The sequence below is a fragment of the Leifsonia sp. genome (genome assembly GCF_051955155.1).
Classification (GTDB): Bacteria; Actinomycetota; Actinomycetes; order Actinomycetales; family Microbacteriaceae; genus Leifsonia.
In genome coordinates this window covers 1-22,453 of record NZ_JBQCGZ010000168.1, presented here as the reverse complement: position 1 = coordinate 22,453, position 22,453 = coordinate 1, and the positions used below count along the sequence as shown (strand labels likewise).

The window sequence follows — 22,453 nt, the reverse complement described above, 5'->3', positions numbered from 1 at the left end:
CGGAGGGCTGAGCCCCACCCTCACGGAGGCCCGCGCCGTCGCGTTCGGCGCGGGCCTCCGTCGTCCCCGCCCGGCACCCGCCGTGTACGCAGAAAGTGCGCCCGAAACCGTCGAGTACGCAGAGAATCTGCGTACTCGACTCGTGGGACGTCACGAGTCGCGGGTGAGGAGGGGGCGGAGGCGGTAGGGGATGAGCTCGCCCATGTCGAGGGAGGTCTCGGCGCGGACGACGCCCTCGGTCGACTGGATGGCTCCGGTGATCCGGAACAGGTCCTGGGCGTCGGTGCACACCACCCGCAGCAGCAGATCGGAGGGCCCGGACAGCCCGTGCGCCTGCACGATCTCGGGGATGCCGGCCAGCCGCTCCACGATCGCGGCCAGCTTCTGCTGCTGCACGTGCACGGTCACGAACGCCGCGAGCGGATAGCCGGCGGCCTGCGCCGAGATGCGCCGCTCGAACGACAGGAACGCGCCGTTGCGCTCCAGTTCCGCCATCCTCGCCTGCACCGTGTTGCGGCTGAGGCCGAGGCGGTCGGCGAGCGAGACGTTGGTCGAACGCGGGTCCTCGGAGAGGGCGACGAGGATGCGTCTGTCGGTGCTGTCGAACGTGCGCATAGTGTGAAAGCTAGCACCCGCCGACCCGCCCCGATAGTGCACCCTGCACGGTCGACACGCCGATGGTTGTGCGCGCTGACCCCGCAGCGTAGCCTTCTGAGCAATTCCGGCAAGGAGGCCGGAAGCCGGTCCGTGGCGCCACAAGCACCCGGATCCGGAGTGAGAGTGAAGGTTGCGTGAACCGTGACGATCGACAATCAGCCCGACATGCGTCTGGACGACGTGCGCCTGAACGACGTGCGACTGGCCGCCGGTGCCGACACCGTCCAGCTTCTGACCGAGAACGGCGACCGTCTCAGCGACGTCCGCTTCGACGCCTGGATCTCCGACATCGGTCCCGAGCAGCTGCTCGGCCTCTACGAGGACATGCTCGTCATCCGCCGGATCGACGCCGAGGCGACCGCGCTGCAGCGCCAGGGCGAGCTGGGCCTCTGGCCGCCGCTGCCCGGCCAGGAGGCGTCGCAGATCGGCTCCGGCCGCGCCCTCCGCTCCGACGACTTCGTCTTCTCCAGCTACCGCGAGCACGGCGTCGCCTACTGCCGCGGCGCCGGCCTCGTCGACCTGCTGCGCGTCTGGCGCGGCACGACGCAGAGCGGCTGGAACCCGTACGACATCAACATGGCCACCCCGCAGGTCATCATCGGCGCGCAGACGCTGCACGCCACCGGCTACGCGCTCGGCATCCAGGCCGACGGCTCCGACGCCGTCGCGGTCGCCTACTTCGGCGACGGCGCGACGAGCGAGGGGGATGTGACGGAGGCGATGATCTTCGCCGCCACCTACGCCGCCCCGGTCATCTTCTTCTGCCAGAACAACCAGTACGCGATCTCGGAGCCGGTCGGCCTGCAGGCGCAGCGGCCGATCGCCGAGCGTGCGCCCGGCTTCGGCATCCCGAGCGTGCGCGTCGACGGGAACGACGTGCTCGCGGTGATGGCCGTCATGCGCTCGGCCCTGGACCGCGCCCGCTCGGGAGGCGGCCCCACCTTCATCGAGGCGGTCACCTACCGCGTCGGCCCGCACACGACCGCGGACGACCCGAGCCGCTACCGCGACCCGGCCGAGGTGGAGGCGTGGCGCGGCAAGGACCCGGTCAGCCGGGTGGAGGCGCACCTCGGCGCCCTCGGGATGCTCACCCAGGAGCGGTTGACGCGCATCCAGGAGAAGGCGGACCGGGTCGCCGCGGAGATGCGCACCGGCATCGTCGCGCTGCAGGACCCGGACCCGCTGACCGTGTTCGACAACGTGTACGCCGAGCCGCACACCGGGCTCGCGCGCCAGCGCGACCACTACTCGCGCTACCTGCGCACGTTCGTCGGGGGTGACGGCCGATGACCTCGCTGACGATGGCCAAGGCGATCAACGCGGGCCTCCGCCGCGCCCTGGCCGAGGACGACAAGGTCGTGCTGATGGGCGAGGACATCGGCACGCTCGGCGGTGTCTTCCGGGTCACGGACGGCCTGCAGACCGAGTTCGGGCCGCGCCGCGTGATGGACTCGCCGCTGGCGGAGTCCGGCATCCTCGGCACCGCGGTCGGGATGGCGTACCGCGGCTTCCGGCCGGTGGTCGAGATCCAGTTCGACGGCTTCATCTACCCGGCGTTCGACCAGATCGTGAACCAGGTGGCGCGCATGCACTACCGCACGCAGGGCGCCGTGAAGATGCCGATCACCATCCGGGTGCCGTTCGCGGGCGGGATCGGGGCGGCGGAGCACCACTCGGACTCGCCGGAGGCGCTGTTCGCGCACGCCGCTGGCCTGCGCGTCGTGAGCCCGTCCGACCCGCAGGACGCGTACACGATGATCCGGCAGGCGATCGCCTCCGACGACCCGGTGCTCTACTTCGAGCCGAAGCGCCGCTACCACGCCAAGGGCGAGGTGGACGAGGAGGCGCCGCTGGCCGACGCCCGGCCGATGGGCACCGCCCGCGTCGTCGCGCAGGGCGGCGACGTCACCCTGGTGACCTACGGCGGCCTGGTGCAGCTGGCCAGGGACGCGGCTCTCGCTGCCGGCGACGATGGCGTGTCGGTGGAGGTCATCGACCTGCGCTCGCTGTCGCCGCTCGACCTGGACACGGTGGTCGCGTCCGTGAAGAAGACCGGGCGGCTCGTCGTCACGCACGAGGCCGCGCTCTCCGGCGGCCTGGGCGCGGAGATCTCGGCGTCGATCACCGAGCGCTGCTTCTACCACCTGGAGCACGCGCCGGTGCGGATCACCGGGCACGACATCCCGTATCCGCCCGCGCGCCTGGAGGCGGCGCACCTGCCGGACCTGGACCGCATCCTGGACGGCATCGACCGCGCCATGGACCGGCCGAACTCGCTGAGCGGGGTGGAGGACTGATGGCGGTCAAGGACTTCGCGCTTCCGGACCTGGGGGAGGGCCTGACCGAGTCGGAGCTGGTGGCCTGGAAGGTCGCCGTCGGCGACACCGTTCAGCTGAACCAGATCGTCGCCGAGGTGGAGACGGCCAAGGCGCTCGTGGAGCTGCCGGCGCCGTACGAGGGACGCGTCTCGCGGCTCTACGTGGAGCCGGGCGTGACCGTCGCGGTGGGGGAGCCGCTGCTGGCGTTCGAGGTGGAGGGGGCGACGCCGACCGAGGAACCCGCGCCGACGCCGGAGCCCTCCCGGGGCACGGCGACGGCGGACGCCGCTCCGGAACCGACGCTCGTCGGCTACGGGGCCCGGCCGGACTCGACCAGCCGCCCGGCGCGCCGAGCGCGTCCGGGGCTCGCGCCGGCGTCGGCGCCCGCCCCCTCCGCGCCGGTCGGCCTGGCCGAGCGTCCGCGGGCGACCCCGCCGGTCCGCAAGCTGGCGCGCGAGCGCGGCATCGACCTCGCCACGGTCACCGGCACGGGCGAGCGCGGCCTGATCACCCGGCAGGACCTCGACGCGCTGGCCGCTCCGGCCGTCCCCGGCGAACCACGGCCCGGCGCGTCCGCGCGGGAGAAGCGCATCCCGATCCGCGGCGTGCGCAAGGCGACGGCGGACGCTATGGTCCGCAGCGCGTTCGGGGCGCCGCAGGCGAGCGTGTTCCTCACGATCGACGTCACGCCCACCACCGAGCTGGTCGAGCGGCTGCGCGCGCACCGGGACACCGCGGACGCACGCCCCGGCCTGCTCGCGGTGGTCGCCAAGGCGCTCTGCATCGCGCTGCGGCGCACGCCCGAGCTCAACGCGCGCTGGGACGACGCGGCGCAGGAGATCGTGCAGTGCGACTACGTGCACCTCGGCATCGCCGCCGCGACCCCGCGCGGGCTGCTCGTGCCGGTGATCCGGGATGCGGACGGTCTCTCGCTCGCGGACCTGGCCGGCGCGATCCGCTCGCTCGCCGAGACGGCGCGGGCGGGCAGGACGCCGCCGGCCGAGCTCGTCGGTGGCACCATCACGATCACCAACGTCGGCGTGTTCGGCGTGGACGCGGGAACGCCCATCCTCACGCCGGGCGAGGCGGCGATCCTCGCCGTCGGCGCGGTGCGCAGGCAGCCGTGGGAGCACCGCGGCGAGATCGCGCTGCGCGACGTGCTCACGCTGGTGCTGACCTTCGACCACCGCATCGCGGACGGCGAGCAGGCGTCCCGGTTCCTGGCGGACGTGGGCCGCGTCCTCGCCGACCCCGCCGCCGTCCTCACCATGATCTGAGGCGGAGGGGAGCGGCCTCAGGCGTGCAGGGCGGCGTTCAGCTCGATGCCGGAGCCGGTGCGGGCCAGCACCTCGACGGCGCCGGTGAGCGAGTTGCGGCGGAAGAGCAGGCCGGGGACGCCGGAGAGCTCGACGGCCTTCACGGTCTGCGGGCGGCCGTCGGCGGTCACCGGGCCGTCGACGACGACCACCTTGGTCCCGGCGGTCACGTAGAGGCCGGCCTCGACGACGGTGTCGTCGCCGATCGAGATGCCGATGCCCGAGTTGGCGCCGAGCAGCGCACGCGCACCGATCGACACGCGCTGCGTTCCGCCGCCGGAGAGCGTGCCCATGATCGACGCGCCGCCGCCGATGTCGGAGCCGTCGCCGACGACGACGCCCTGCGAGATGCGGCCCTCGACCATCGAGGAGCCGAGCGTCCCTGCGTTGAAGTTCACGAAGCCCTCGTGCATCACCGTGGTGCCGGGGGCGAGGTGGGCGCCGAGGCGGACGCGGGAGGCGTCCGCGATGCGCACCCGGTCCGGCGTCACGTAGTCCAGCAGGCGAGGGAACTTGTCGATGCCGGTGACGTGGATGCCCGCGCGCTGCAGGGCGGGGCGCAGCCGGTCGAGGTCGGCGGGGAGGACCGGGCCGGCGTTCGTCCAGGCGACGATCGGCAGGTGGCCGAAGATGCCGTCCAGGTTGACGGTGTTCGGACGGGCGAGCAGGTGCGAGAGCACGTGCAGGCGCAGGTAGGCGTCCGGCGTCGAGGCCGGCGCGGCGTCCAGGTCGATCTCGACCGTGACGATGTCGATGCGCACGTTCCTGCGCGGGTCCTCGACCGCGAGCTCCTCGAGCTCGGCCGGGGCGATCCACGGCTCCCGGCCCGAGGGGATGCGGCCGAGCTTCGGCTCGGGGAACCAGGTGTCGAGCACCGTGCCGTCGCCGGCGACGGTGGCGAGGCCGTAGCCCCACGCCGTGCGTGCCGACCCGTCTGCGGTCGCGGTCGCGGGCGCGGCGGATTCTTCAGGAACGTCGGAAGGCATGCCTCTAGATTAGTAGGGTGCCTCTCGACCTCAGCGCCAGCGCCATCGACCTCACCCGTCAGATCTGCGACATCGAATCCGTCTCCGGGAACGAGACGTCGCTCGCCGATGCGATCGAGGAGACCCTCGCTCCGCTGCCGCACCTGGAGGTGATCAGGGACGGCGACACCGTCGTCGCGCGGACGAACCTGGGTCGCGAGCGCCGTGCGCTGATCGCCGGGCACATCGACACCGTCCCGCTGAACGGCAACCTGCCGACGCGCTTCGAGGAGGACGGCGGCGTCCGCTACCTCTGGGGCCGCGGCACCGTTGACATGAAGGCGGGCGTCGCGGTGCAGCTCAAGCTGGCCGCCGAACTCACCGACCCCGCGATCGACGTGACCTGGATGTGGTACGACCACGAGGAGGTCAACGCCGAGCTGAACGGCCTCGGCCGGCTCGCCCGCAACCGGCCCGACCTCTTCGTCGGCGACTTCGCCATCCTGGGCGAGCCGAGCAACGGGGTCGTCGAGGGCGGCTGCAACGGCAACCTGCGAGTGGAGGTGCGCGCCTACGGCCTGCGCGCGCACTCGGCGCGCGGCTGGGTCGGCGACAACGCCATCCACAAGGCCACCCGCATCCTCGACACACTCTCGGCCTACCAGGCGCGCGAGGTGGAGGTGGACGGCCTGGTGTACCGGGAGGGGCTGAACGCGGTCGGCATCTCGGGCGGCGTCGCCGGCAACATCATCCCGGACGAGTGCATGGTGCACATCAACTACCGGTTCGCGCCGTCGCGCAGCTCCGAGGAAGCGATCTCGCACATGCACGAGCTCTTCGGCGACTACGAGATCACCGTGGTGGACCGCGCCGACGGGGCGCGTCCCGGCCTCGACGCTCCGCTGGCGCAGGAGTTCCTGTCCGCCGTCGGCGGCGTCGCGAAGCCCAAGTACGGCTGGACGGACGTCGCGCGATTCAGCGCTCTCGGCATCCCCGCCGTCAACTACGGGCCGGGCGACCCGCTCAAGGCGCACGCCGACGACGAGCGCGTCGACGTCGAGCAGATCGTGGCGGTGGAGGCGGGTCTGCGTGCCTGGCTCAGCGGTTCCGGCGCCCGCTGAGGCGGCGGCCCCGCAGCGGGTCGCGCCCGCCGGGTGGTGGGGGCGCTGGTGGGTGCGTGTCCTCGCGGTCTTCCTGGCGAGCCGCGTCGTCACCACGGTCGTCCTGCTGATCTTCGCGGCGAACCAGGGTCGCAACCCCTGGACCGGGCCGAAGCCCGACTACTTCTCGTACGCGACGATCTGGGACGGACTCTGGTACAACATCGTCGCCGTCTCCGGCTATCCGGACTCGCTTCCGCGCACCGACGGCGTGCACGTGAGCGAGAACGCGTGGGCGTTCCTGCCCGGCTATCCGGGGCTCGTCGACGTCGTGATGTTCGTCACCCGGCTGCCCTGGGCGCCGGCGGCCGTGCTGGTCTCCGTTGTCTGCGCGGCGGGGGCGGCCCTGGTCTTCTACCGGCTGATGCTGCGGGTCGGGCTCGGCGCGTCCACCAGCCTGTTCGCCGTCGTGCTGTTCTGCGTCGCGCCGGTCTCGCCGCTCTTCCAGCTGGCGTATGCCGAGTCGCTCTACCTGCTGCTGCTCGCAACGGCGCTGCTGCTGCTGGTGGAGCGGCGCTACGGCTGGCTGTTCCCCGTGGTGCTGGTGATGGCATTCACGCGGCCGAGCGGGCTCGCCTTCGCGCTGGCCGTCGGCCTGCACGTCGTGCACCGCTGGCTGAAGCGCGCCGATGACCCCTTCCCGGTGCGGGAGCGCGTGCTCTCGGCCACCCTCGCCGTCTTCAGCGGGCTGGCCGGGCTGGCGTGGCCGGCGATCGCGGCGGTCGCGACCGGCTCGTGGACCGCGTACACCGACACCGAGCTGGCGTGGCGGGCGCCGTACATCGGCTACACCCATCTCGTCCCGTTCGCGCCGTGGTTCCAGGGCGCCGACTGGTGGGCGAGCGTGATGCTCGGCATCCCGGGCTGGACCGGCGTCGCCGCGCTGGTGGTGCTGGTCGCGCTGTTCGGCGTGCTGCTGTTCTCACCCGCCGTCCGCCGCCTGGGCATCGACCTGCGGTTCTGGCTGATCGCGTACTCGCTGTACCTGTTCGCGGTGTTCTTCCCGCAGTCGAGCACCTTCCGGCTGCTGATGCCGCTGTTCCCGCTGCTCGGCGTGCTCGCGCTGCCGAGGAGCCGGGTGTACCGCGCGGGGCTCGTCGTGCTGTTCCTGGCGCTGCAGGTCGGCTGGATCGCGATCTGCTGGGGCGTGGACGGCGCCGATTGGTCACCGCCGTGACCCCCACGATTTCCCCAGCCTGGCGCGGATGACGGATAATAGGAGAACATCCACGAAAGGGGAGCTGCATGGCGGCCATGAAGCCGAGGACCGGGGACGGGCCAATGGAGGCTGTGAAGGAGGGACGGCTCATCATCGTGCGTGTGCCGCTCGAGGGTGGGGGACGTCTCGTCGTCTCCGTCAACGACGCGGAAGCCAAAGAACTCCATGACGCTCTCGCGAGCGTCGTGAGCGCCTCCTAGGACGCACCACGAGAAGAGGCCCCGAGCGATCGGGGCCTCTTGTCGTTTCCGGCGTTCCTCGCCGTCAGGCCGGCTACGGGGTCAGCTTGGTGATCTGGAGCAGGCCGTCGCCCGCGGGCGAGAGCGCGCTGATCACGGCACCGGAGGCGGCGGTCTCGGTGATGAGGGTGCGGAAGCCGGTCGCGATGTCGTCGCGCGCCGCCGGGTCGGCGACGCGGCCCCGCCACAGGGCGTGGGCCACCAGCACGGTGCCACCGGGGCGGACCAGGCGCAGGCCGTGCTCCACGTACTCGATGACCGACTGCGGGTCGGCGTCGATGAAGACGATGTCGTAGGAGTTCTCGTTCATCCGCGGCAGCACGTCCAGCGCGCGCCCGGTGATCATCCGCACCCGGTTGGCCGCGATGCCCGCCTCGGTGAAGAACGCTCGCGCGTGCTGCTGGTGGTCGACCTCGACGTCGATCGAGGTCAGCTGCGCCTCGGTGCCGCCGGTGAGCAGCCAGAGCCCGGAGACGCCGGCGCCCGTCCCGATCTCGATGATGTTCTCGGCGGCCGTGGCCGCGACGACGACCGCCGCCTGCGCACCCGTGCTCGGCGCGATCGGATCGATGCCCAGCTCGAGCGACTGCTGGCGCGCCCGCAGGATCACCTCGCTCTCGACGATCACGTCGTCGGCGAATCTCCAGTTCGAGTCCTTGTCTGACACAGTGCTCCCGTCGGTCTCGATTCCAGGATAGGGGTCGGGCCGTGAGATGGCGCCGTAGCGAGGATGTGTCGTGCGGCCGACAGGCAAGGCGGAGGAGGAAGGCCTCACCGGGTTTGTGAGGTCGACGACGACAACGCAGCCTGTCGGCCGCACGACCCACCGCAGTAGGCGCCATCTCACGGCACGACCCCTTTGGCCCGGGAATCCAGCACACGCGCAGCCGCGGCGCGATACTCTGCATGAGTGTTCGGCCTGACATTCGACAAGCTCCTGATCGTGGCGGTCATCGCTGCCTTCCTGATCGGGCCGGAGCGCCTCCCCACCTACGCGGCGAAGCTCGGCCAGCTGGTGCGCTCGCTCCGCGACTTCGCCAACGGTGCGAAGACCAGGATGCGCGACGAGATGGGCCCCGAGTTCGACGAGGTCGACTGGAAGAAGCTGGACCCGCGCCAGTACGACCCGCGCCGCATCATCCGCGAGGCTCTGCTGGAGGACACGCCGGCGCCCGCCTCGGCGATCAAGCCGGTCACGCAGTCCGCGTACGCGCAGCGACGCGGCGCGCTGACGCCCGGCGCCGTCCCGCCGTTCGACGCGGAAGCGACCTGAGCACGCCGTAGCGCTCGTGGGCGCGGCGCATCCAATACGATCTGCACATGATCGCAACGGAGCAGTCGCTGACCCGGTCGACTGTCGCGCGGTACGCCGTCGGTTCCCTGGGAACCGGCGGCTTTGCCACGCTCCCCGGGCTCGTCCTCGTCTACTACCTCACCGACTCGCTCGGCGTCGCCGCCATCGCGGCCGGCGCGGTGGTGACCGTCGCCAAGGTGTGGGACGTCATCATCGACCCGGTTATCGGCGCCCGCAGCGACAGGATGCTCGGCGTCCGCGGCTCGCGGCGTCCGATGATGCTGCTGGGCGCCGCTGCGCTGCCGGTGTTCTTCCTGCTGACCTTCGCGGTGCCGCACGGCACCCCGGCCGCGGTCTCGGCGCTTTGGGTGTTCGTGGCGTTTCTGCTCACCGCGACGGCGTTCAGCCTGTTCCAGGTGCCGTACATCGCCCTGCCGGCGGAGCTGGCGTCCGGCTACGACGAGCGGACCAGGCTGCTCACCTGGCGCGTCGTCGTGCTGACCTTCGCCATCCTGCTGTTCGGCGCGGGCGGTCCCGCCCTCCGGTCGCTCGGCGGCTGGGACGACTTCGCCGGCTACTTCCTGATGGCGCTGGTCGCCGGCGTCGTGATCGGCGCGGGGATGCTGGTGTCCGGGTTCGTCGCCCCGCGCGGCGCCCCCGCGCCCGTCGCGCCGCCCCAGGAGAGCGTGCTGGTGACGCTGCGCACCAACTACGCGGCCGGCGTCGGGGTGCTGCGCGACAGCCAGCCGTTCCGTGCGCTGCTGCTCGCCTTCCTGCTGCAGGGCCTCGCGACCGGCATGATGCTGGCCGGGGCGAACTACGTGGCCACCTGGGTGCTGCACTCCGAGGACGCCGTGACGCTGCTGTTCCTCGCCCTGATCGGACCGGCGCTCGTCGTCACACCGGTCTGGGGCGTCGTCGCCCGCCGGATCGGGAAGGAGCGCGGCTTCCGCATCGCGAGCGTGCTGTTCGGCGTCGCCGCGCTGTCGATGGTGCTGCTGATCTGGCTGCCCGGCGTGTGGGTGTACCTCCCGGTCGCGGTGGCGGGGGCCGCGTACGCGGGGATGCAGTCGCTGCCGATGGCGATGCTGCCCGACGTGATCTCGCACGACGCGCGGCGCAACGGCCCCGGCCGCGCCGGGACGTTCGGCGGCATGTGGACGGCGGGGGAGACGACCGGGATGGCGCTCGGCGCGACGGTGCTCACCATCGTGCTCGCCATCACCGGCTACATCGCGCGCGCGGCGGACCCGTCCGTCGTCGTCGCCGGCGCGACCCAGCCGGCCAGCGCCGTCGCCGGCATCGTGCTGAGCTTCAGCATCATCCCCGCGGCGATCATCGCCGCCAGCCTGGTGCCGCTCGGCCGGTACCGACTCCGGAAGGGAGACGTCGATGGCGTCCTTTGACTCTGCGGCCATCCTCGGCCGGCTCGCGGCGCTGCGCGACGCGGACGCCCCGACGCACGGCGGCCGCGTGCTCAGCTATGTCTACGACTCCGGGCTGCCGGAGCTCGACGAACTGGCCGCGGCTGCCGTCCGGCTCGTGCAGCCGGTGAACGGCCTCGACCCGACGACGTTCACCTCGGTCGCCGTCATGGAGCGCGAGGTGCTCGGCTTCGCGCGCGAGCTGCTGCACGGCGGGGACGACGTCGTCGGCACGGTCACCTCCGGCGGGACCGAGTCCTGCCTGCTGGCGGTGAAGACCGCGCGGGACGCCTGGCGCGCGGCGGGCGGTGCGGGCGTGCCGCGCATCGTCGCTCCGGTGACCGTGCACGCGGCGTTCCACAAGGCCGCGGAGTACTTCGGGCTCGAGCTCGACCTCGTCCCCGTCGACGCAGGATCGGCGGCGGTCGACGTCGCCGCGCTGACGGCGCGCTTCGGCCCGGAGGTCGCGCTCGTCGTCGTCTCGGCGCCGTCGTACCCGTACGGCACGCTCGACCCGGTGGAGGAGGTCGCCGCGGCCTGCGAGGACGCCGGCATCCCGCTGCATGTCGACGCCTGCATCGGCGGCTGGATCCTGCCGTTCTGGCGCGCGGACGACGGCTCGGCACTGCCCGCGTGGGACTTCCGGGTACCCGGGGTGGTCAGCGTCTCCGCCGACCTGCACAAGTTCGGCTACGCGCCGAAGGGCGCGAGCGTGCTGCTGCAGCGCGGCCGCGACCGGCAGCGGCTGCAGTACTTCGCGACGACGGCGTGGCCCGGCTACCCGGTGGTGAACCCGACGCTGCTCGGGTCGAAGTCCGCCGGTGCGCTCGCGGCGTCCTGGGCGATCATCCAGGCGCTCGGCGCGCGCGGGCTCGCCGAGCTGGCGGACTCCTGCCGACGGTCGACGCGCACGCTCGCGGACATCGTCGGCGACATCGAGGGGTTGCGCGTGCTCGGCCGGCCGACCGGCCCGCTCCTCGCGGTCGCGACCGACGAGGAGCTGCCCGCCGAGCGCCGCGTCGACCCGCACCACTGGGCGGACCGCGCCCGGCGCAGGGGCTGGCTGCTGCAGCTGCAGCCGGGACTGACGCAGCCGGACGGCAGCCGTCTGCCGCACACGACGCACCTGACGATCACGCCGGTCACGCACGAGCGCATCGACGAGCTGGAGACGGCGCTGCGGGCCGCGGCGGACGAGGCCAGGGGAGTGCCCCCGGTCGACCCGCGCGCGGCGCTCTCCGCGCTGCCGCCGGGCCTCGGCGATACCCCGCTCGACTCGGAGACGGCCGCGGCGGTGCTCGCGGCGGTCGGGATCGGCGGCGACGGCCTCCCGGACGATCAGGCGCCCCTGCTCGCCCTCATCGAGGCGCTGCCGCGGGAGCTCGTGGAGCGCCTCCTCGTGGAACTCCTCGCGCGGCTCGTCGAGCCCGCCTGACCGGCGGCGCCGCGGGCGGCCCGACGGTGCCGATCAGAATCCAGGGACCCCGAGCGCCCGCAAGCCTGCGATGACCGGTGCGCTCAGAACACCCGCACCCACCGCCGTCGCGAACCCGCCGATCCACTCGAGGACTCGTCGCAGCTCGCTCGATTCGACGTCTCCCGAGCGCACGTGCTGTTCGACGAGGTCCGCAGCGTGAAGCAGGCTCCCCGCGAAAGCGTCCGGTGCGGTCTGGGCGTTCTCCCGAAGGTCGGTGGCCAATCGCTCCAGCGTGCTCGATACCTCGCCGACATTCACCACGACGTCGCCGTGGATGGTCTGGCTGTTGTTGTCGCCGATCTGCGTCGGGCCCAGGAACGTGCCGTAGATGTTCGTCGAGGCGGCGTGCGGCGCGAGCCGCGAGTAGGAGTTGTGGGTGAGCGCGAGCGAGGGTGGCGGCACCAGGCCGTCGCCGCGGGGGAGCTTGTAGTCCTTCGGCAGATCCACTTGCCCATGCTCGACCAGCCACCGGCTCAGCCGGACCGCCTGAACCTGATTGATGCCGATCTCGCCCCACGCGATGGGGACGAAGACTCCGTGGTTCGGGGCAACGTCGCGGATCGCCTGCAGCAGTGCCTCGGCGAGCGAGGGGAGGGCATCGTCACCGGGAAGGCCGGCCTGTTGTTCCGCGATCGTGCGGCGCTGGCGGCGTGCGTACAGCGCGTATGCCACGACGGCCAGAACGATGACGACCAGGAAGACCACAGTCGACCAGTCCACGAGCAGCTCCCCTCGACGCGGCTTGTGCACATCCTACTGACGCGCCGGGGGTCAGCGCGGGGAGAACGGGAGGGGGCGGCGGGGGAGGTCGCGGGGGCGGACGGCGAGGCGGTCCGCGACGGTGCGGATGGCCGCGGCCGCCGGGTCGCCGGGGTCGGTGACGACGATCGGCGCGCCGGTGTCGCCTCCCGCGCGCAGCGGGATGCTCAACGGCACCGACGCGAGCAGCGGCACCTCGTCGTCCTGGCCGGCGGAGAGCCGTCTGGCCACCTCGGCGCCGCCGCCGGAGCCGAACAGGTCCAGGATGCTGCCGTCCGGCTGGACGAGGCCCGCCATGTTCTCGATCACGCCGACCACCTTCTGCCCGGTCTGGCGCGCGACCACGCCGCTGCGCTCCGCGACGTCGGCGGCGGCCGGCTGCGGGGTCGTCACGACGACGACCTCGGCCTGCGGCAGCAGCTGGCCGACCGAGATCGCGACGTCGCCCGTGCCCGGCGGCAGGTCGAGCAGCAGCACGTCCAGGTCGCCGAAGAACACGTCGCCGAGGAACTGCTGGATGGTCCGGTGCAGCATCGGACCGCGCCAGGCGACCGCCGCCGACGGCGAGTCGACGAACATCCCGATCGAGACCACCTTCACGCCGTAGGCGACCGGAGGCAGGATCATGTCGTCCACCCTGGTCGGTCGCGGCGCGACGCCGTTCTCGTCGGTCAGGCCGAGGATGCCGGGGATGGAGAATCCGTGCACGTCCGCGTCCACGATCCCGACGCGCAGGCCCCGCTCGGCCAGCGCGACCGCGAGGTTGGCGGTGATCGTCGACTTGCCGACGCCGCCCTTACCGCTCGTGACCGCGTACACCCGGGTGAGCGAGTCCGGACCGAACTGCTGGGCGCGCGCCGCCCGGCCTCCGCGCAGCCGCTCGGTGAGCGCCTTGCGCTCGGCGGGCGTCATCACGGAGACGTCCACCGTGACGCCGCTCACGCCCGGCACGCTCGCCGTGGCCGTGCGCACGTCCCGCTCGATCGCGTCGGCGGCGGGGCAGCCGACGATCGTCAGCTTGATCCCGACCGTCGCGTGCCCGTCGTCCGCCACGGCCACCGAGCCCACCATGTCCAGCTCGGTGATCGGCTTGCGGATCTCGGGATCGAGCACGCCGGAGAGCGCGCGCGCCACCGAGGCGGCGAGGTCAGGCACGCGCCTGCTCGCCCTCGTCGCGCTTGTCCAGGTCCTCGAGCAGGGCGCGCAGCTCGGCTCGGATGAAGTCCTTCGTCGCCATGTCCTTCACGGCCAGCCGCAGGGCGACGACCTCGCGCGCCAGGTACTCCGTGTCGGCGAGGTTGCGCTCCGCGCGCTGCCTGTCCTGCTCGATCTGCACGCGGTCGCGGTCGTCCTGACGGTTCTGCGCGAGCAGGATGAGCGGGGCGGCGTACGAGGCCTGCAGCGACAGCACGAGCGTCAGGGTGATGAAGCCGAGGTCGGCGGAGTCGAACCGCCACTCCTTCGGCAGCAGCGTGTTCCACGCCATCCACGCGACGACGAACACGGTGAGCCCGAGCACGAACCAGGGCGTGCCCATCCCGCGCGCGATCCACTCGGTGAACCGGCCGAACCGGTCGCTCTGCTCCACCGGGTCGCGTCGCGGGATCACGGTGGTGCGCAGCCCCTTCGGGGCGTCCAGCCTGGAGTCCTGCTTACCTCGTGCCACTTCCGCCCCTCCTTCCGTTCACAACGCGGATGCTGCCGGTCGTATCGAGCGGTTCCGTCGGTCTGACGGGCTCGTCCTCGTCCTGACTTCGCCAGTCGTCCGGGAGCAGGTAGTCGAGGATGTCGTCGATGGTCACCACCCCGACGAGCCGGTGCTTCTCGTCCACGACGGGGACGGAGACGAGGTTGTAGCTGGCGAGGATGCGCGAGACCTCGGCGGCGGAGGTGTCCGCGGTCACCGGCTCCAGGCTCGGGTCGAGCAGGGTGCCGAGCCGCACGTGCGGCGGGTAGCGCAGCATCCGCTGGAAGTGCACGACGCCGAGGAAGCGGCCGGTCGGCGGCTCGTACGGCGGCAGGGTGACGCACACGGCGGCGCCGAGCGCGGGCGCGAGCTCGTGCCGGCGGATCAGCGCGAGCCCCTCAGCGACGGTCGCGTCGGCGGAGACGATGATCGGCTCGGTCGTCATCAGGCCGCCCGCGGTGTCCGGCGCATAGCTGAGCAGCATGCGCACGTCCTCCGCCTCCTCGGGCTCCATCAGCTCCAGCAGGTGCTCGCCGCGCTCGTCGGAGAGCTGCGCGATGAGGTCGGCAGCGTCGTCCGGCTCCATCTGGTCGAGAACGTCGGCGGCCCGGTCGTCGTCGAGCTTCGCCAGGATCTGCACCTGCTCGCTCTCCGGCATCTCCTCCAGGACGTCGGCGAGCCGGTCGTCCGGGAGCTCCTCCGCCACCTCGAGCATCCGCTGCGGCGGGAGATCCAGCAGCGTGTTCGCGAGGTCGGCGGGCTTCAGCTCGGAGTACGTCGCGATCAGCTGCTCGGCCGACTGCGCCGCGCCGCGCTCCTGCTTCTCGCGCACCTCGTTCCAGCCGACGAACGTCGTCGGACCCTTGCCGAAGGGGGACGCGCCGGTCTTCGGCCGGCGCACGAACAGCTGGCTGACGGCCCACTCGCCGGTCGCCGACTCCTCGATCGCCACGTCTTCGATCGTCGCCTCGCCCGTGCCGTCGGCGAAGACGACCTTGCGGCCGAGCAACTCCGCGATCACACGGACCTCGCCGCCGCGCTGCTCGAACCGGCGCACGTTGATCAGGCCGGTCGTGATGATCTGGCCGCTGGAGATGCTGGTGACGCGCCCGATGGACACGAACACCCTGCGCTTGCCCGGGATCTCCACGATCAGGCCGACGACGCTCGGCGGATCGTCCTTGCGGTACACCACGAGCACATCGCGCACCCGGCCGACACGGTCGCCGACCGGGTCGAACACGCTGGTGCCTGCCAGACGGGCGACGAAGATCCGGGTGCTGCTCACATGTATTAACCTAAGCCCTCCCGCCCTCGCGGCCGTGAGAATGGGACAATGGGTCGATGACCACTCCGAGCCCTCTGGGCGGACGAAACCGGATGCCGTTCCCGACCCTGCCGCGAGGCGAGGTCGTCGCGGTGTTCGAGACCTATCCCGACGCTCAGCAGGCGGTGGATGTGCTGGCCAGGGCGGACTTCCCGGTGGACAAGGTCTCCATCGTCGGCAGCGACCTGAAGAGCGTCGAGCGGGTCACCGGAAAGCTGACCTGGGGCCGCGTCGCCCTCGCGGGCGCCGCGTCCGGCGCGTGGCTCGGCATCTTCTTCGGGCTGCTGCTGCTGATCTTCTCGCCGACGGTGAGCTACGCGTTCGTGATCGCGGCGGTGCTGATCGGTGCGGGCTTCGGGATGCTGTTCGGCATCGTGTCGTACGCGATCAACCGGCGCACGCGCGACTACACCTCCGTCATGCAGGTGATCGCGTCCAGCTACTCGGTGCTGGTGGACCCGGAACTCGGCAACCGGGCGCGCAACCTGCTGGACGGCGGTCGGGCCGCCGCGCCCGAGCCGACGGCCTGGACTCAGCCGGAGCACCCGTCCGACCCGCCGCCCGCCCCGCCCGCGGACGACGAGCGCCCGCCCGCGCCTCCCGCGCCGCCCGCCTGACCGCCTCAGACACCGAGGGGCACGTCCCGGGGGCGGGTCAGCGGCGGGTGAGGCGCTGAACCCAGGACTCGACGTCGTCGGCGGTGCGCGGGATGGCGATCGAGAGGTTCTCGGCGCCGTCCTCGGTGACCAGGATGTCGTCCTCGATGCGGACGCCGATGCCGCGGAACTCCTCCGGGACCGTCAGGTCGTCCGGCTGGAAGTAGAGGCCGGGCTCGATCGTGAAGGTCATCCCCGGCTGCAGCACGCCGTCCAGGTAGAGCTCGCGGCGCGCCTGCGCGCAGTCGTGCACGTCGAGGCCGAGGTGGTGGCTCGTGCCGTGCACCATGTAGCGGCGGTGGTGCTGGTTGTCCGCCTGCAGTGCCTCCTGGGCGCTCACCGGCAGGAGCCCCCACTCCGCGGTGCGCTCGGCGATGACCGCCATCGCGGTGGCGTGGATCTCGCGGAAGCGGATGCCGGGGCGCACGATTGCGAACGCGGCGTCCGCCGCCTCCCGCACCGTCTCGTAGACGAGCCGCTGGGTCTCGGTGAAGGTGCCGTCGATCGGGAAGGTCCGGGTGATGTCGGCGGTGTAGTAGCTGTCGACCTCCACGCCGGCGTCGAGCAGGATGAGGTCGCCCGGGACGACGGGACCGTCGTTGCGCGTCCAGTGCAGGATGCACGCGTGCGGCCCGGAGGCGGCGATCGTGTCGTAGCCGACCGCGTTGCCGTCGGCGCGCGCCCGTCCGTTGAAGACGCCCTCGACCAGGCGCTCGCCGCGCGGGTGCGCGACGATGCGCGGCAGGTCGGAGATGACGTCGTCGAAGCCGCGCGCGGTCGCCGCGATCGCGGCCCGCAGTTCGGCGATCTCGTACGCGTCCTTCACCAGGCGCAGCTCGGAGAGCTCGCGGGCGAGCCGGTCATCCTCCTCGTGCACCTCGGCGTCGGCCTCGGCATCCGCGTCCGCCGCCAGGACGAGGCGCGCGGCGTCGACGCGGTCGGTCAGCGCGGGGTCGGCCTCGCGCAGCACGACGGTGTCCGCGTCGACGGCGTCGAGCACCGCGGCGACATCGGCGATGCCGCGCGTCGGCAGGCCGAGGTCGCTCGCCACCTGCGCGAGCGAGGGACGCGGGCCGATCCAGAACTCGCCGATCTCGGGGTTCGCGTAGAACTCGTCGGAGTCGCGGCCGGCGCGCTCCCGGAAGTACAGCGTCGCCTCGTGCCCGGACGGCGTCGGCTCGAGCACCAGGACGCTCCCGGGCTCGGAGTCCGAGCCCCAGCCGGTCAGGTGCGCGAACGCCGAGTGCGCGCGGAACGGGAAGTCGGTGTCGTTGGAGCGCTGCTTGAGCCGCCCCGCCGGGATGATCAGCCGCTTACCGGGGAACAGCTCGGAGACGCGCGCGCGGCGGGCCGCGGCGAACGCCGCCTGCTCCCGCGCGTCCGGCAGGACGGCGGGACGGTCCGCCCAGCCGCTGCCGATGTACTGTTTGAAGGCCTCGGACCCCGGGGTGGTGGAGCGGTTGGCGGTCGCACGCGGCGCCTCCTGCTCTGCGGGCGCTGGCGCGGTGGTGTTCTCGGACGACATGCCGACCATTCTTCCACTCCTAGGATGGAGTCCATGGCTGACGAGAGACGGTTCCGGGCCCCCGTCGACCTGCACACGCACTCGAGCGTGTCCGACGGCACCGAGACGCCCGCCGAGCTGGTGCGCGCGGCGGCGGTCGCCGGGATCGGCACCGTCGCCCTGACCGACCACGACTCCACCGCCGGCTGGCAGGACGCCGCGGCGGAGGGAGCGCGGGTGGGAGTGACCGTCATCCCCGGCATGGAGCTGTCGACCCGCGTCGAGTTCGCGAGCGTGCACATGCTCGGCTACCTGTTCGACCCGGCCAACGAGGCGCTGGTCGCCGAGACCAGGCGCATCCGCGACGGTCGGATGCGGCGCGCGGAGGACATGGTGCGCCGGATCGCGCAGGACTACGACATCACCTGGGACGACGTGCTCGCGCAGGCGACGGAGGGCGCCACCGTCGGCCGCCCGCACATCGCGGACGCCCTCGTCGCGCGCGGGCTGGCGGAGGACCGCAGCGCCGCGTTCGCGGGCATCCTGCACTGGCGCAGCGGCTACTTCCAGCCGCACTACGCGCCGGAGCCGCTGACCGGGGTGCGGCTGATCCGCGAGGCGGGCGGCGTCCCGGTGCTCGCGCATCCCGCCACCGGCAGCAGGGGCAGCGTGATCCCGGAGAACCGGCTGCGCAGGCTCGTGGACGCGGGGCTCTTCGGGCTCGAGCTCGACCACCGGGAGAACCGGCCGGAGGGCGTCGCCCAGCTGCGCGCGTACGCGGCCAGGTACGGCCTCGCGATCACCGGGTCCAGCGACTACCACGGCGCCGGCAAGCCGAACCGGCTGGGCGAGAACACGACGGACCCGGCCGTCGTCGACCGGATGATCGACGAGGCGACGGGCGCTGCGCCCTTCTACGCGTGAGCCCGCCGCCTCCGCCGCCTCGGCGACGAGAACGGAGGAGATCCGGGCGCGGACGAGACGGGATCTCCTCCGTATCCCGCGATCCGCGGGCTCCGGGGCCGGATATCCTCCGTTACCACCCCGAACCTGAGAAACCGCGTGCCATGCGCGGGCGCCGCGCGATGTGCCCGTAGCCTGGTCCGCGGGGATCGGGAAGAGAGGTCACACGTGAGACGGCGGTTCTTGACGTCCTCGATCGCGGCCACAGGTCTCGTCGCGGCGATCGTGCTCGGCGGTGCGACTGCGCCCGCGAGCGCCGACACGTCCTACCCGTCCTGGGACGACGTGCAGCGGGCGAAGGCGAACACGGCCGCGGCGGCGGCCGAGGTCTCGCGGATCAACGCGCTGCTCTCGGGCCTGCGCAGCGCGGCCGCCGCGGCGGGCGACCTGGCCGTCAAGCGCGCGGGCGAGTACGGCATCGCGCAGGCGAACCTGCAGAAGGCGACCCAGAAGGCGGACGACCTCGCACAGCAGTCGACTGCCGCGGACGCGAAGGCCGCCGAGCTGCGCACCCAGAGCGGCAAGTTCGCCGCGCAGCTTGCGCGGTCCGGCTCCTCCGACGTCTCGCTCCGGCTGTTCCTGAACGGCGGGCAGCGCACGAGCGGCGGGTCGACCTCCCTGCTCTACCAGCTCGGCACGGTATCCCGGTTCGCGGACCAGGCGTCCAGCCTGTTCGCGCAGGCGACAGAGCAGAAGAACGTCGCAGCCGCGCTCAGCCAGCAGGCCACGGCGGCCAAGAAGGTGCGCGACACGCTCGCCGCCGCCGCCGAGAAGGCCCTGGAGGTCGCGCAGCAGGCGAAGGCCGCCGCCGACGCGAAGGTCGCGGACGAGCAGTCCCACGCGAACACGCTGTACGCGCAGCTCGCGACGCTCAAGAACACTCAGGCCGCGACCGAGAAGAGCTATGCGGAGGGCGAAGCGGCGCGGCAGGCGGCCGAGGCCGCGGCGAACCCGGGTGGAGGCGCCGACGGCTCCGCCCCGCCTCCCGGCATCGTCGTCGACCCGGCGGCGGCCCAGGCATACGCCGCGAGCCGGCTGGGCGCGTTCGGCTGGGGAGGCGACCAGATGGACTGCCTGATCAAGCTCTGGAACCACGAGTCCGGCTGGCGTGCGGACGCGTACAACACCTCCAGCGGCGCCTACGGCATCCCGCAGGCGTGGCCGGGCAGCAAGATGGCGACGGCCGGCGCGGACTGGATGACGAACGCCAACACGCAGATCAACTGGGGCCTCGACTACATCAACCGCGCGTACGGCTCGCCGTGCGCCGCGTGGACGTTCGAGATGAGCCACGACCCGAACTGGTACTGACCGGCGTTCCGCGTCTGCGGGGCTGTGCGTCAGCTCGCGGGCGTCTGCGGCGCGGTGCCGCGCGAGCGGCGGCGACGACGGCGCGGGGCGCTGTTGCCGTCGCGGTGCTGGGCTCCGCCGCCGTCGTGGGTGCCGGTCGCGCCCTGCTGGTCGTCGCCGGACGCCGAGCCGGAGGCCGCGGGAGCGGCGGCGCCGCCCTCGGCGTGGCCCTGGCCGCCGCGGGTGCGGCGGCGACGGCGGTTGCTGCTCGCGCCGCCCTCCGCGCCCTGCCGGGCCGGGCCGGTCGAGTCGCGACGGGCGCCCTGCTGGGTCTCGGGGGCCTTGACGGCGGGCGTGGTCTTCAGGCGGCCCTTGGCGCCCTCCGGGATGTCCAGGTCGCTGTAGAGGTGCGGCGAGGACGAGTAGGTCTCCACCGGCTCCGGCTGGCCGAACTCGAGGGCGCGGTTGATGAGGGCCCACTTGTGCAGGTCCTCCCAGTCCACGAAGGTCACGGCGATGCCGGTCTTGCCTGCGCGACCGGTGCGGCCGGCGCGGTGCAGGTAGGTCTTCTCGTCGTCCGGGATGGTGTGGTTGATCACGTGGGTCACGTCGTCGACGTCGATGCCGCGGGCCGCGACGTCGGTGGCGATCAGGATGTCCTTCTTGCCCGCCTTGAACGCGGCCATTGCACGCTCGCGCTGCTCCTGGTTGAGGTCGCCGTGCACGGCCGCCGCGTTGAAGCCGCGGTCGTTGAGCTCCTCCACCAGCTTGGCGGCGGCGCGCTTGGTGCGCGTGAAGATCACGGTCTTGCCGCGGCCCTCGGCCTGCAGGATGCGCGCGACGACCTCGTCCTTGTCGAGCGAGTGCGCGCGGTAGATGAGGTGCTTGATGTTCGCCTGCACCTGGCCCTCGTCGGGGTCGGTGGCGCGGATGTGGATGGGCCGGGTCATGAAGCGGCGCGCGAGCGCGACGATCGGGCCGGGCATGGTGGCCGAGAAGAGCATGGTGTGGCGCGTCGCCGGCGTCTGGGCGAACAGCTTCTCGATGTCGGCGAGGAAGCCGAGGTCGAGCATCTTGTCCGCCTCGTCCAGCACCATCTCGCGCACGTTCGCCAGGTTCAGCAGGCGCTGGCCGGCGAGGTCGAGCAGACGGCCGGGGGTGCCGACGACGATCTGCGCGCCGGCCTTGAGCTGGGCGATCTGGCCCTCGTAGGCCTTCCCGCCGTAGATGGCGGCGATCGTGGTGGGACGGTTGGAGGCGGCCTGCTCGAGGTCCTCGTACACCTGCACCGCGAGCTCGCGGGTCGGCACGACGACGAGCGCCTGGACGCCGGGCTCCGGGTCGAGCCCGAGGCGCTGGATGATCGGGAGGCCGAAGCCGAAGGTCTTGCCGGTGCCGGTCTTCGCCTGGCCGATGATGTCCTGGCCGGTGAGCGCGAGCGGGATCGTCTGGGCCTGAATGGGGAACGGTTCGATGATCCCCTTGGACGCGAGCGCGTCCACCATGTCCTGGTCGATGTTCAGTTCGGAGAAAGTCACGTGTGAGATTGCCTGTCGGTTCGTTCGGAGGTCTACGCCCTGTTCGTATCGCAGGCGCAGGGCCGTCGATCCTTCGCCGACGGCACCACAAGCCTACTGGACCTCCCCGTTACACTGCTGTACGTGACAACCTGGTTCACCCGTCGGCGCCCCCCTGTCGAGCTTCCCCGCCTCGCTGCGCGCGCGCCGAAGGCGCCCGCCGTCCGGGTCGACCTGCACGACGTGATGCCCGACCTCCTGCCGTACCTCGGCCAGGCGGCGTACCTGCAGCTGGAGCAGTTCCAGACCCTCTCGGCCGTGGCGGGCGAGGCGGAGGGGCTGAAGGCGACGGAGGGCGTCGCCGCGGCGGCCGGCCTCGCGCTCTCCAAGCACCAGGGCATCGTGGCGGAGATCCGCCGCAGGGGCGACGACCCGACCGAGGCGATGCGCCCGTTCGCCGTCGCGATCGAGGGCTTCCGCGCCACGCTCGTCGGGTCGGACTGGCGGGAGACGCTGCTCGCCGCGCTGATGACAGGCGGGCTGCTCGACGACTTCTTCATCCGCCTGGCGGGCGGCCTGCCGGGGGACATCGGTCCGCGCGTGTCGCAGCTGCTCGGCTCCGACTCCGGTCAGGAGGCGCTGCTGGAGATCCTCCGCGAGGAGATCGGCGCCGACCCGCGG

Annotated in this window: 22 protein-coding genes; 13 read left to right on the top strand and 9 right to left on the bottom strand. The window is 72.3% G+C overall.

Annotated elements, in window-relative coordinates; genetic code table 11:
• Window positions 1-150 precede the first annotated feature (150 nt).
• Window positions 151-615: an Lrp/AsnC family transcriptional regulator gene (locus ACTHMF_RS18060; RefSeq protein ID WP_440319546.1), complete on the bottom strand. Its 465-nt coding sequence runs from the start codon at window positions 613-615 to the stop codon at window positions 151-153.
• Window positions 616-822: 207 nt separating this feature from the next.
• Here ACTHMF_RS18060 and pdhA point away from each other — a divergent pair, with 207 nt between their 5' ends.
• From pdhA to ACTHMF_RS18045, 3 genes are read left to right on the top strand one after another with little or no spacing between them, the layout of a single operon-like run.
• Complete coding sequence (gene pdhA, locus ACTHMF_RS18055) at window positions 823-1,947, top strand: pyruvate dehydrogenase (acetyl-transferring) E1 component subunit alpha (protein ID WP_440319548.1); 1,125 nt, start codon at window positions 823-825, stop codon at window positions 1,945-1,947.
• On the top strand, window positions 1,944-2,954 hold the full coding sequence (locus ACTHMF_RS18050; RefSeq protein ID WP_440319544.1) for an alpha-ketoacid dehydrogenase subunit beta: 1,011 nt from the start codon (window positions 1,944-1,946) through the stop codon (window positions 2,952-2,954). Before pdhA ends, ACTHMF_RS18050 begins: the two co-directional genes overlap by 4 nt.
• Window positions 2,954-4,252 carry a dihydrolipoamide acetyltransferase family protein gene (locus ACTHMF_RS18045; protein WP_440319542.1) on the top strand — a complete coding sequence of 433 codons (1,299 nt, stop codon included), beginning with the start codon at window positions 2,954-2,956 and terminating at the stop codon, window positions 4,250-4,252. The genes ACTHMF_RS18050 and ACTHMF_RS18045 overlap by 1 nt, the downstream gene beginning before the upstream one ends.
• A 17-nt stretch (window positions 4,253-4,269) precedes the next feature.
• Here the strand turns inward: ACTHMF_RS18045 and dapD are convergent, their stop codons facing one another.
• Window positions 4,270-5,277 (bottom strand): 2,3,4,5-tetrahydropyridine-2,6-dicarboxylate N-succinyltransferase, encoded by a 1,008-nt coding sequence (gene dapD, locus ACTHMF_RS18040; RefSeq protein ID WP_314149057.1) that lies wholly within the window; start codon window positions 5,275-5,277, stop codon window positions 4,270-4,272.
• Between the two features lie 17 nt (window positions 5,278-5,294).
• Here dapD and dapE point away from each other — a divergent pair, with 17 nt between their 5' ends.
• The 3 genes from dapE (at window position 5,295) to ACTHMF_RS18025 (ending at window position 7,835) form a co-directional block, all read left to right on the top strand.
• Window positions 5,295-6,377, top strand: coding sequence for a succinyl-diaminopimelate desuccinylase (gene dapE / locus ACTHMF_RS18035; RefSeq protein ID WP_440319540.1), 1,083 nt, complete (start codon window positions 5,295-5,297; stop codon window positions 6,375-6,377).
• Window positions 6,346-7,593, top strand: a complete 1,248-nt coding sequence (locus tag ACTHMF_RS18030) for a hypothetical protein (protein WP_440319539.1) — start codon at window positions 6,346-6,348, stop codon at window positions 7,591-7,593. Before dapE ends, ACTHMF_RS18030 begins: the two co-directional genes overlap by 32 nt.
• 68 nt (window positions 7,594-7,661) lie before the next feature.
• Entirely contained in the window at window positions 7,662-7,835 is a 174-nt protein-coding gene (locus ACTHMF_RS18025) for a DUF3117 domain-containing protein (protein WP_021764147.1), read from the top strand.
• A gap of 73 nt (window positions 7,836-7,908) precedes the next feature.
• Here the strand turns inward: ACTHMF_RS18025 and ACTHMF_RS18020 are convergent, their stop codons facing one another.
• Window positions 7,909-8,541 (bottom strand): O-methyltransferase, encoded by a 633-nt coding sequence (locus tag ACTHMF_RS18020; protein ID WP_314149054.1) that lies wholly within the window; start codon window positions 8,539-8,541, stop codon window positions 7,909-7,911.
• Window positions 8,542-8,784: 243 nt separating this feature from the next.
• On the opposite strand from ACTHMF_RS18020, the gene ACTHMF_RS18015 reads away from it, so the two are divergent.
• Genes ACTHMF_RS18015 through ACTHMF_RS18005 form a run of 3 tightly spaced genes read left to right on the top strand, consistent with a single transcriptional unit; the run spans window position 8,785 to window position 12,027 of the window.
• Entirely contained in the window at window positions 8,785-9,147 is a 363-nt protein-coding gene (locus tag ACTHMF_RS18015; RefSeq protein ID WP_314149053.1) for a Sec-independent protein translocase TatB, read from the top strand.
• A 47-nt stretch (window positions 9,148-9,194) separates the two neighbouring features.
• On the top strand, window positions 9,195-10,574 hold the full coding sequence (locus ACTHMF_RS18010; RefSeq protein ID WP_440319536.1) for an MFS transporter: 1,380 nt from the start codon (window positions 9,195-9,197) through the stop codon (window positions 10,572-10,574).
• Window positions 10,561-12,027 carry a pyridoxal phosphate-dependent decarboxylase family protein gene (locus tag ACTHMF_RS18005; protein WP_440319534.1) on the top strand — a complete coding sequence of 489 codons (1,467 nt, stop codon included), beginning with the start codon at window positions 10,561-10,563 and terminating at the stop codon, window positions 12,025-12,027. Before ACTHMF_RS18010 ends, ACTHMF_RS18005 begins: the two co-directional genes overlap by 14 nt.
• Window positions 12,028-12,060: 33 nt before the next feature.
• Here the strand turns inward: ACTHMF_RS18005 and ACTHMF_RS18000 are convergent, their stop codons facing one another.
• The 4 genes from ACTHMF_RS18000 to ACTHMF_RS17985 are packed head-to-tail and all read right to left on the bottom strand — an operon-like array spanning window position 12,061 to window position 15,803.
• A complete protein-coding gene (locus ACTHMF_RS18000; protein WP_314149050.1) occupies window positions 12,061-12,789 on the bottom strand; it encodes a hypothetical protein in 729 nt (242 codons plus the stop codon).
• Between the two features lie 51 nt (window positions 12,790-12,840).
• Complete coding sequence (locus ACTHMF_RS17995; RefSeq protein WP_314149049.1) at window positions 12,841-13,983, bottom strand: Mrp/NBP35 family ATP-binding protein; 1,143 nt, start codon at window positions 13,981-13,983, stop codon at window positions 12,841-12,843.
• Complete coding sequence (locus tag ACTHMF_RS17990; protein ID WP_314149048.1) at window positions 13,976-14,494, bottom strand: DUF1003 domain-containing protein; 519 nt, start codon at window positions 14,492-14,494, stop codon at window positions 13,976-13,978. The genes ACTHMF_RS17995 and ACTHMF_RS17990 overlap by 8 nt, the downstream gene beginning before the upstream one ends.
• A complete protein-coding gene (locus ACTHMF_RS17985) occupies window positions 14,481-15,803 on the bottom strand; it encodes a magnesium transporter MgtE N-terminal domain-containing protein (protein WP_314149047.1) in 1,323 nt (440 codons plus the stop codon). The genes ACTHMF_RS17990 and ACTHMF_RS17985 overlap by 14 nt, the downstream gene beginning before the upstream one ends.
• Before the next feature lie 56 nt (window positions 15,804-15,859).
• On the opposite strand from ACTHMF_RS17985, the gene ACTHMF_RS17980 reads away from it, so the two are divergent.
• Entirely contained in the window at window positions 15,860-16,459 is a 600-nt protein-coding gene (locus tag ACTHMF_RS17980) for a general stress protein (RefSeq protein WP_314149046.1), read from the top strand.
• 37 nt (window positions 16,460-16,496) lie between these two features.
• Here the strand turns inward: ACTHMF_RS17980 and ACTHMF_RS17975 are convergent, their stop codons facing one another.
• Entirely contained in the window at window positions 16,497-18,023 is a 1,527-nt protein-coding gene (locus tag ACTHMF_RS17975; protein ID WP_440319531.1) for an aminopeptidase P family protein, read from the bottom strand.
• 33 nt (window positions 18,024-18,056) lie between these two features.
• Between ACTHMF_RS17975 and ACTHMF_RS17970 the strand changes: the two genes are divergently transcribed.
• Together ACTHMF_RS17970 and ACTHMF_RS17965 are read left to right on the top strand one after the other, a co-directional pair.
• Entirely contained in the window at window positions 18,057-18,926 is an 870-nt protein-coding gene (locus tag ACTHMF_RS17970; protein ID WP_314149818.1) for a PHP domain-containing protein, read from the top strand.
• Between the two features lie 222 nt (window positions 18,927-19,148).
• The gene (locus tag ACTHMF_RS17965) at window positions 19,149-20,276 is read left to right on the top strand and encodes a hypothetical protein (protein WP_314149817.1); all 1,128 of its coding nucleotides are present in this window, start codon (window positions 19,149-19,151) and stop codon (window positions 20,274-20,276) included.
• A gap of 29 nt (window positions 20,277-20,305) precedes the next feature.
• Here the strand turns inward: ACTHMF_RS17965 and ACTHMF_RS17960 are convergent, their stop codons facing one another.
• Window positions 20,306-21,793, bottom strand: coding sequence for a DEAD/DEAH box helicase (locus ACTHMF_RS17960; protein WP_440319529.1), 1,488 nt, complete (start codon window positions 21,791-21,793; stop codon window positions 20,306-20,308).
• A gap of 123 nt (window positions 21,794-21,916) precedes the next feature.
• Between ACTHMF_RS17960 and ACTHMF_RS17955 the strand changes: the two genes are divergently transcribed.
• The coding region (locus ACTHMF_RS17955; protein ID WP_440319527.1) for a ferritin-like fold-containing protein at window positions 21,917-22,453 on the top strand (537 nt) is incomplete at its 3' end.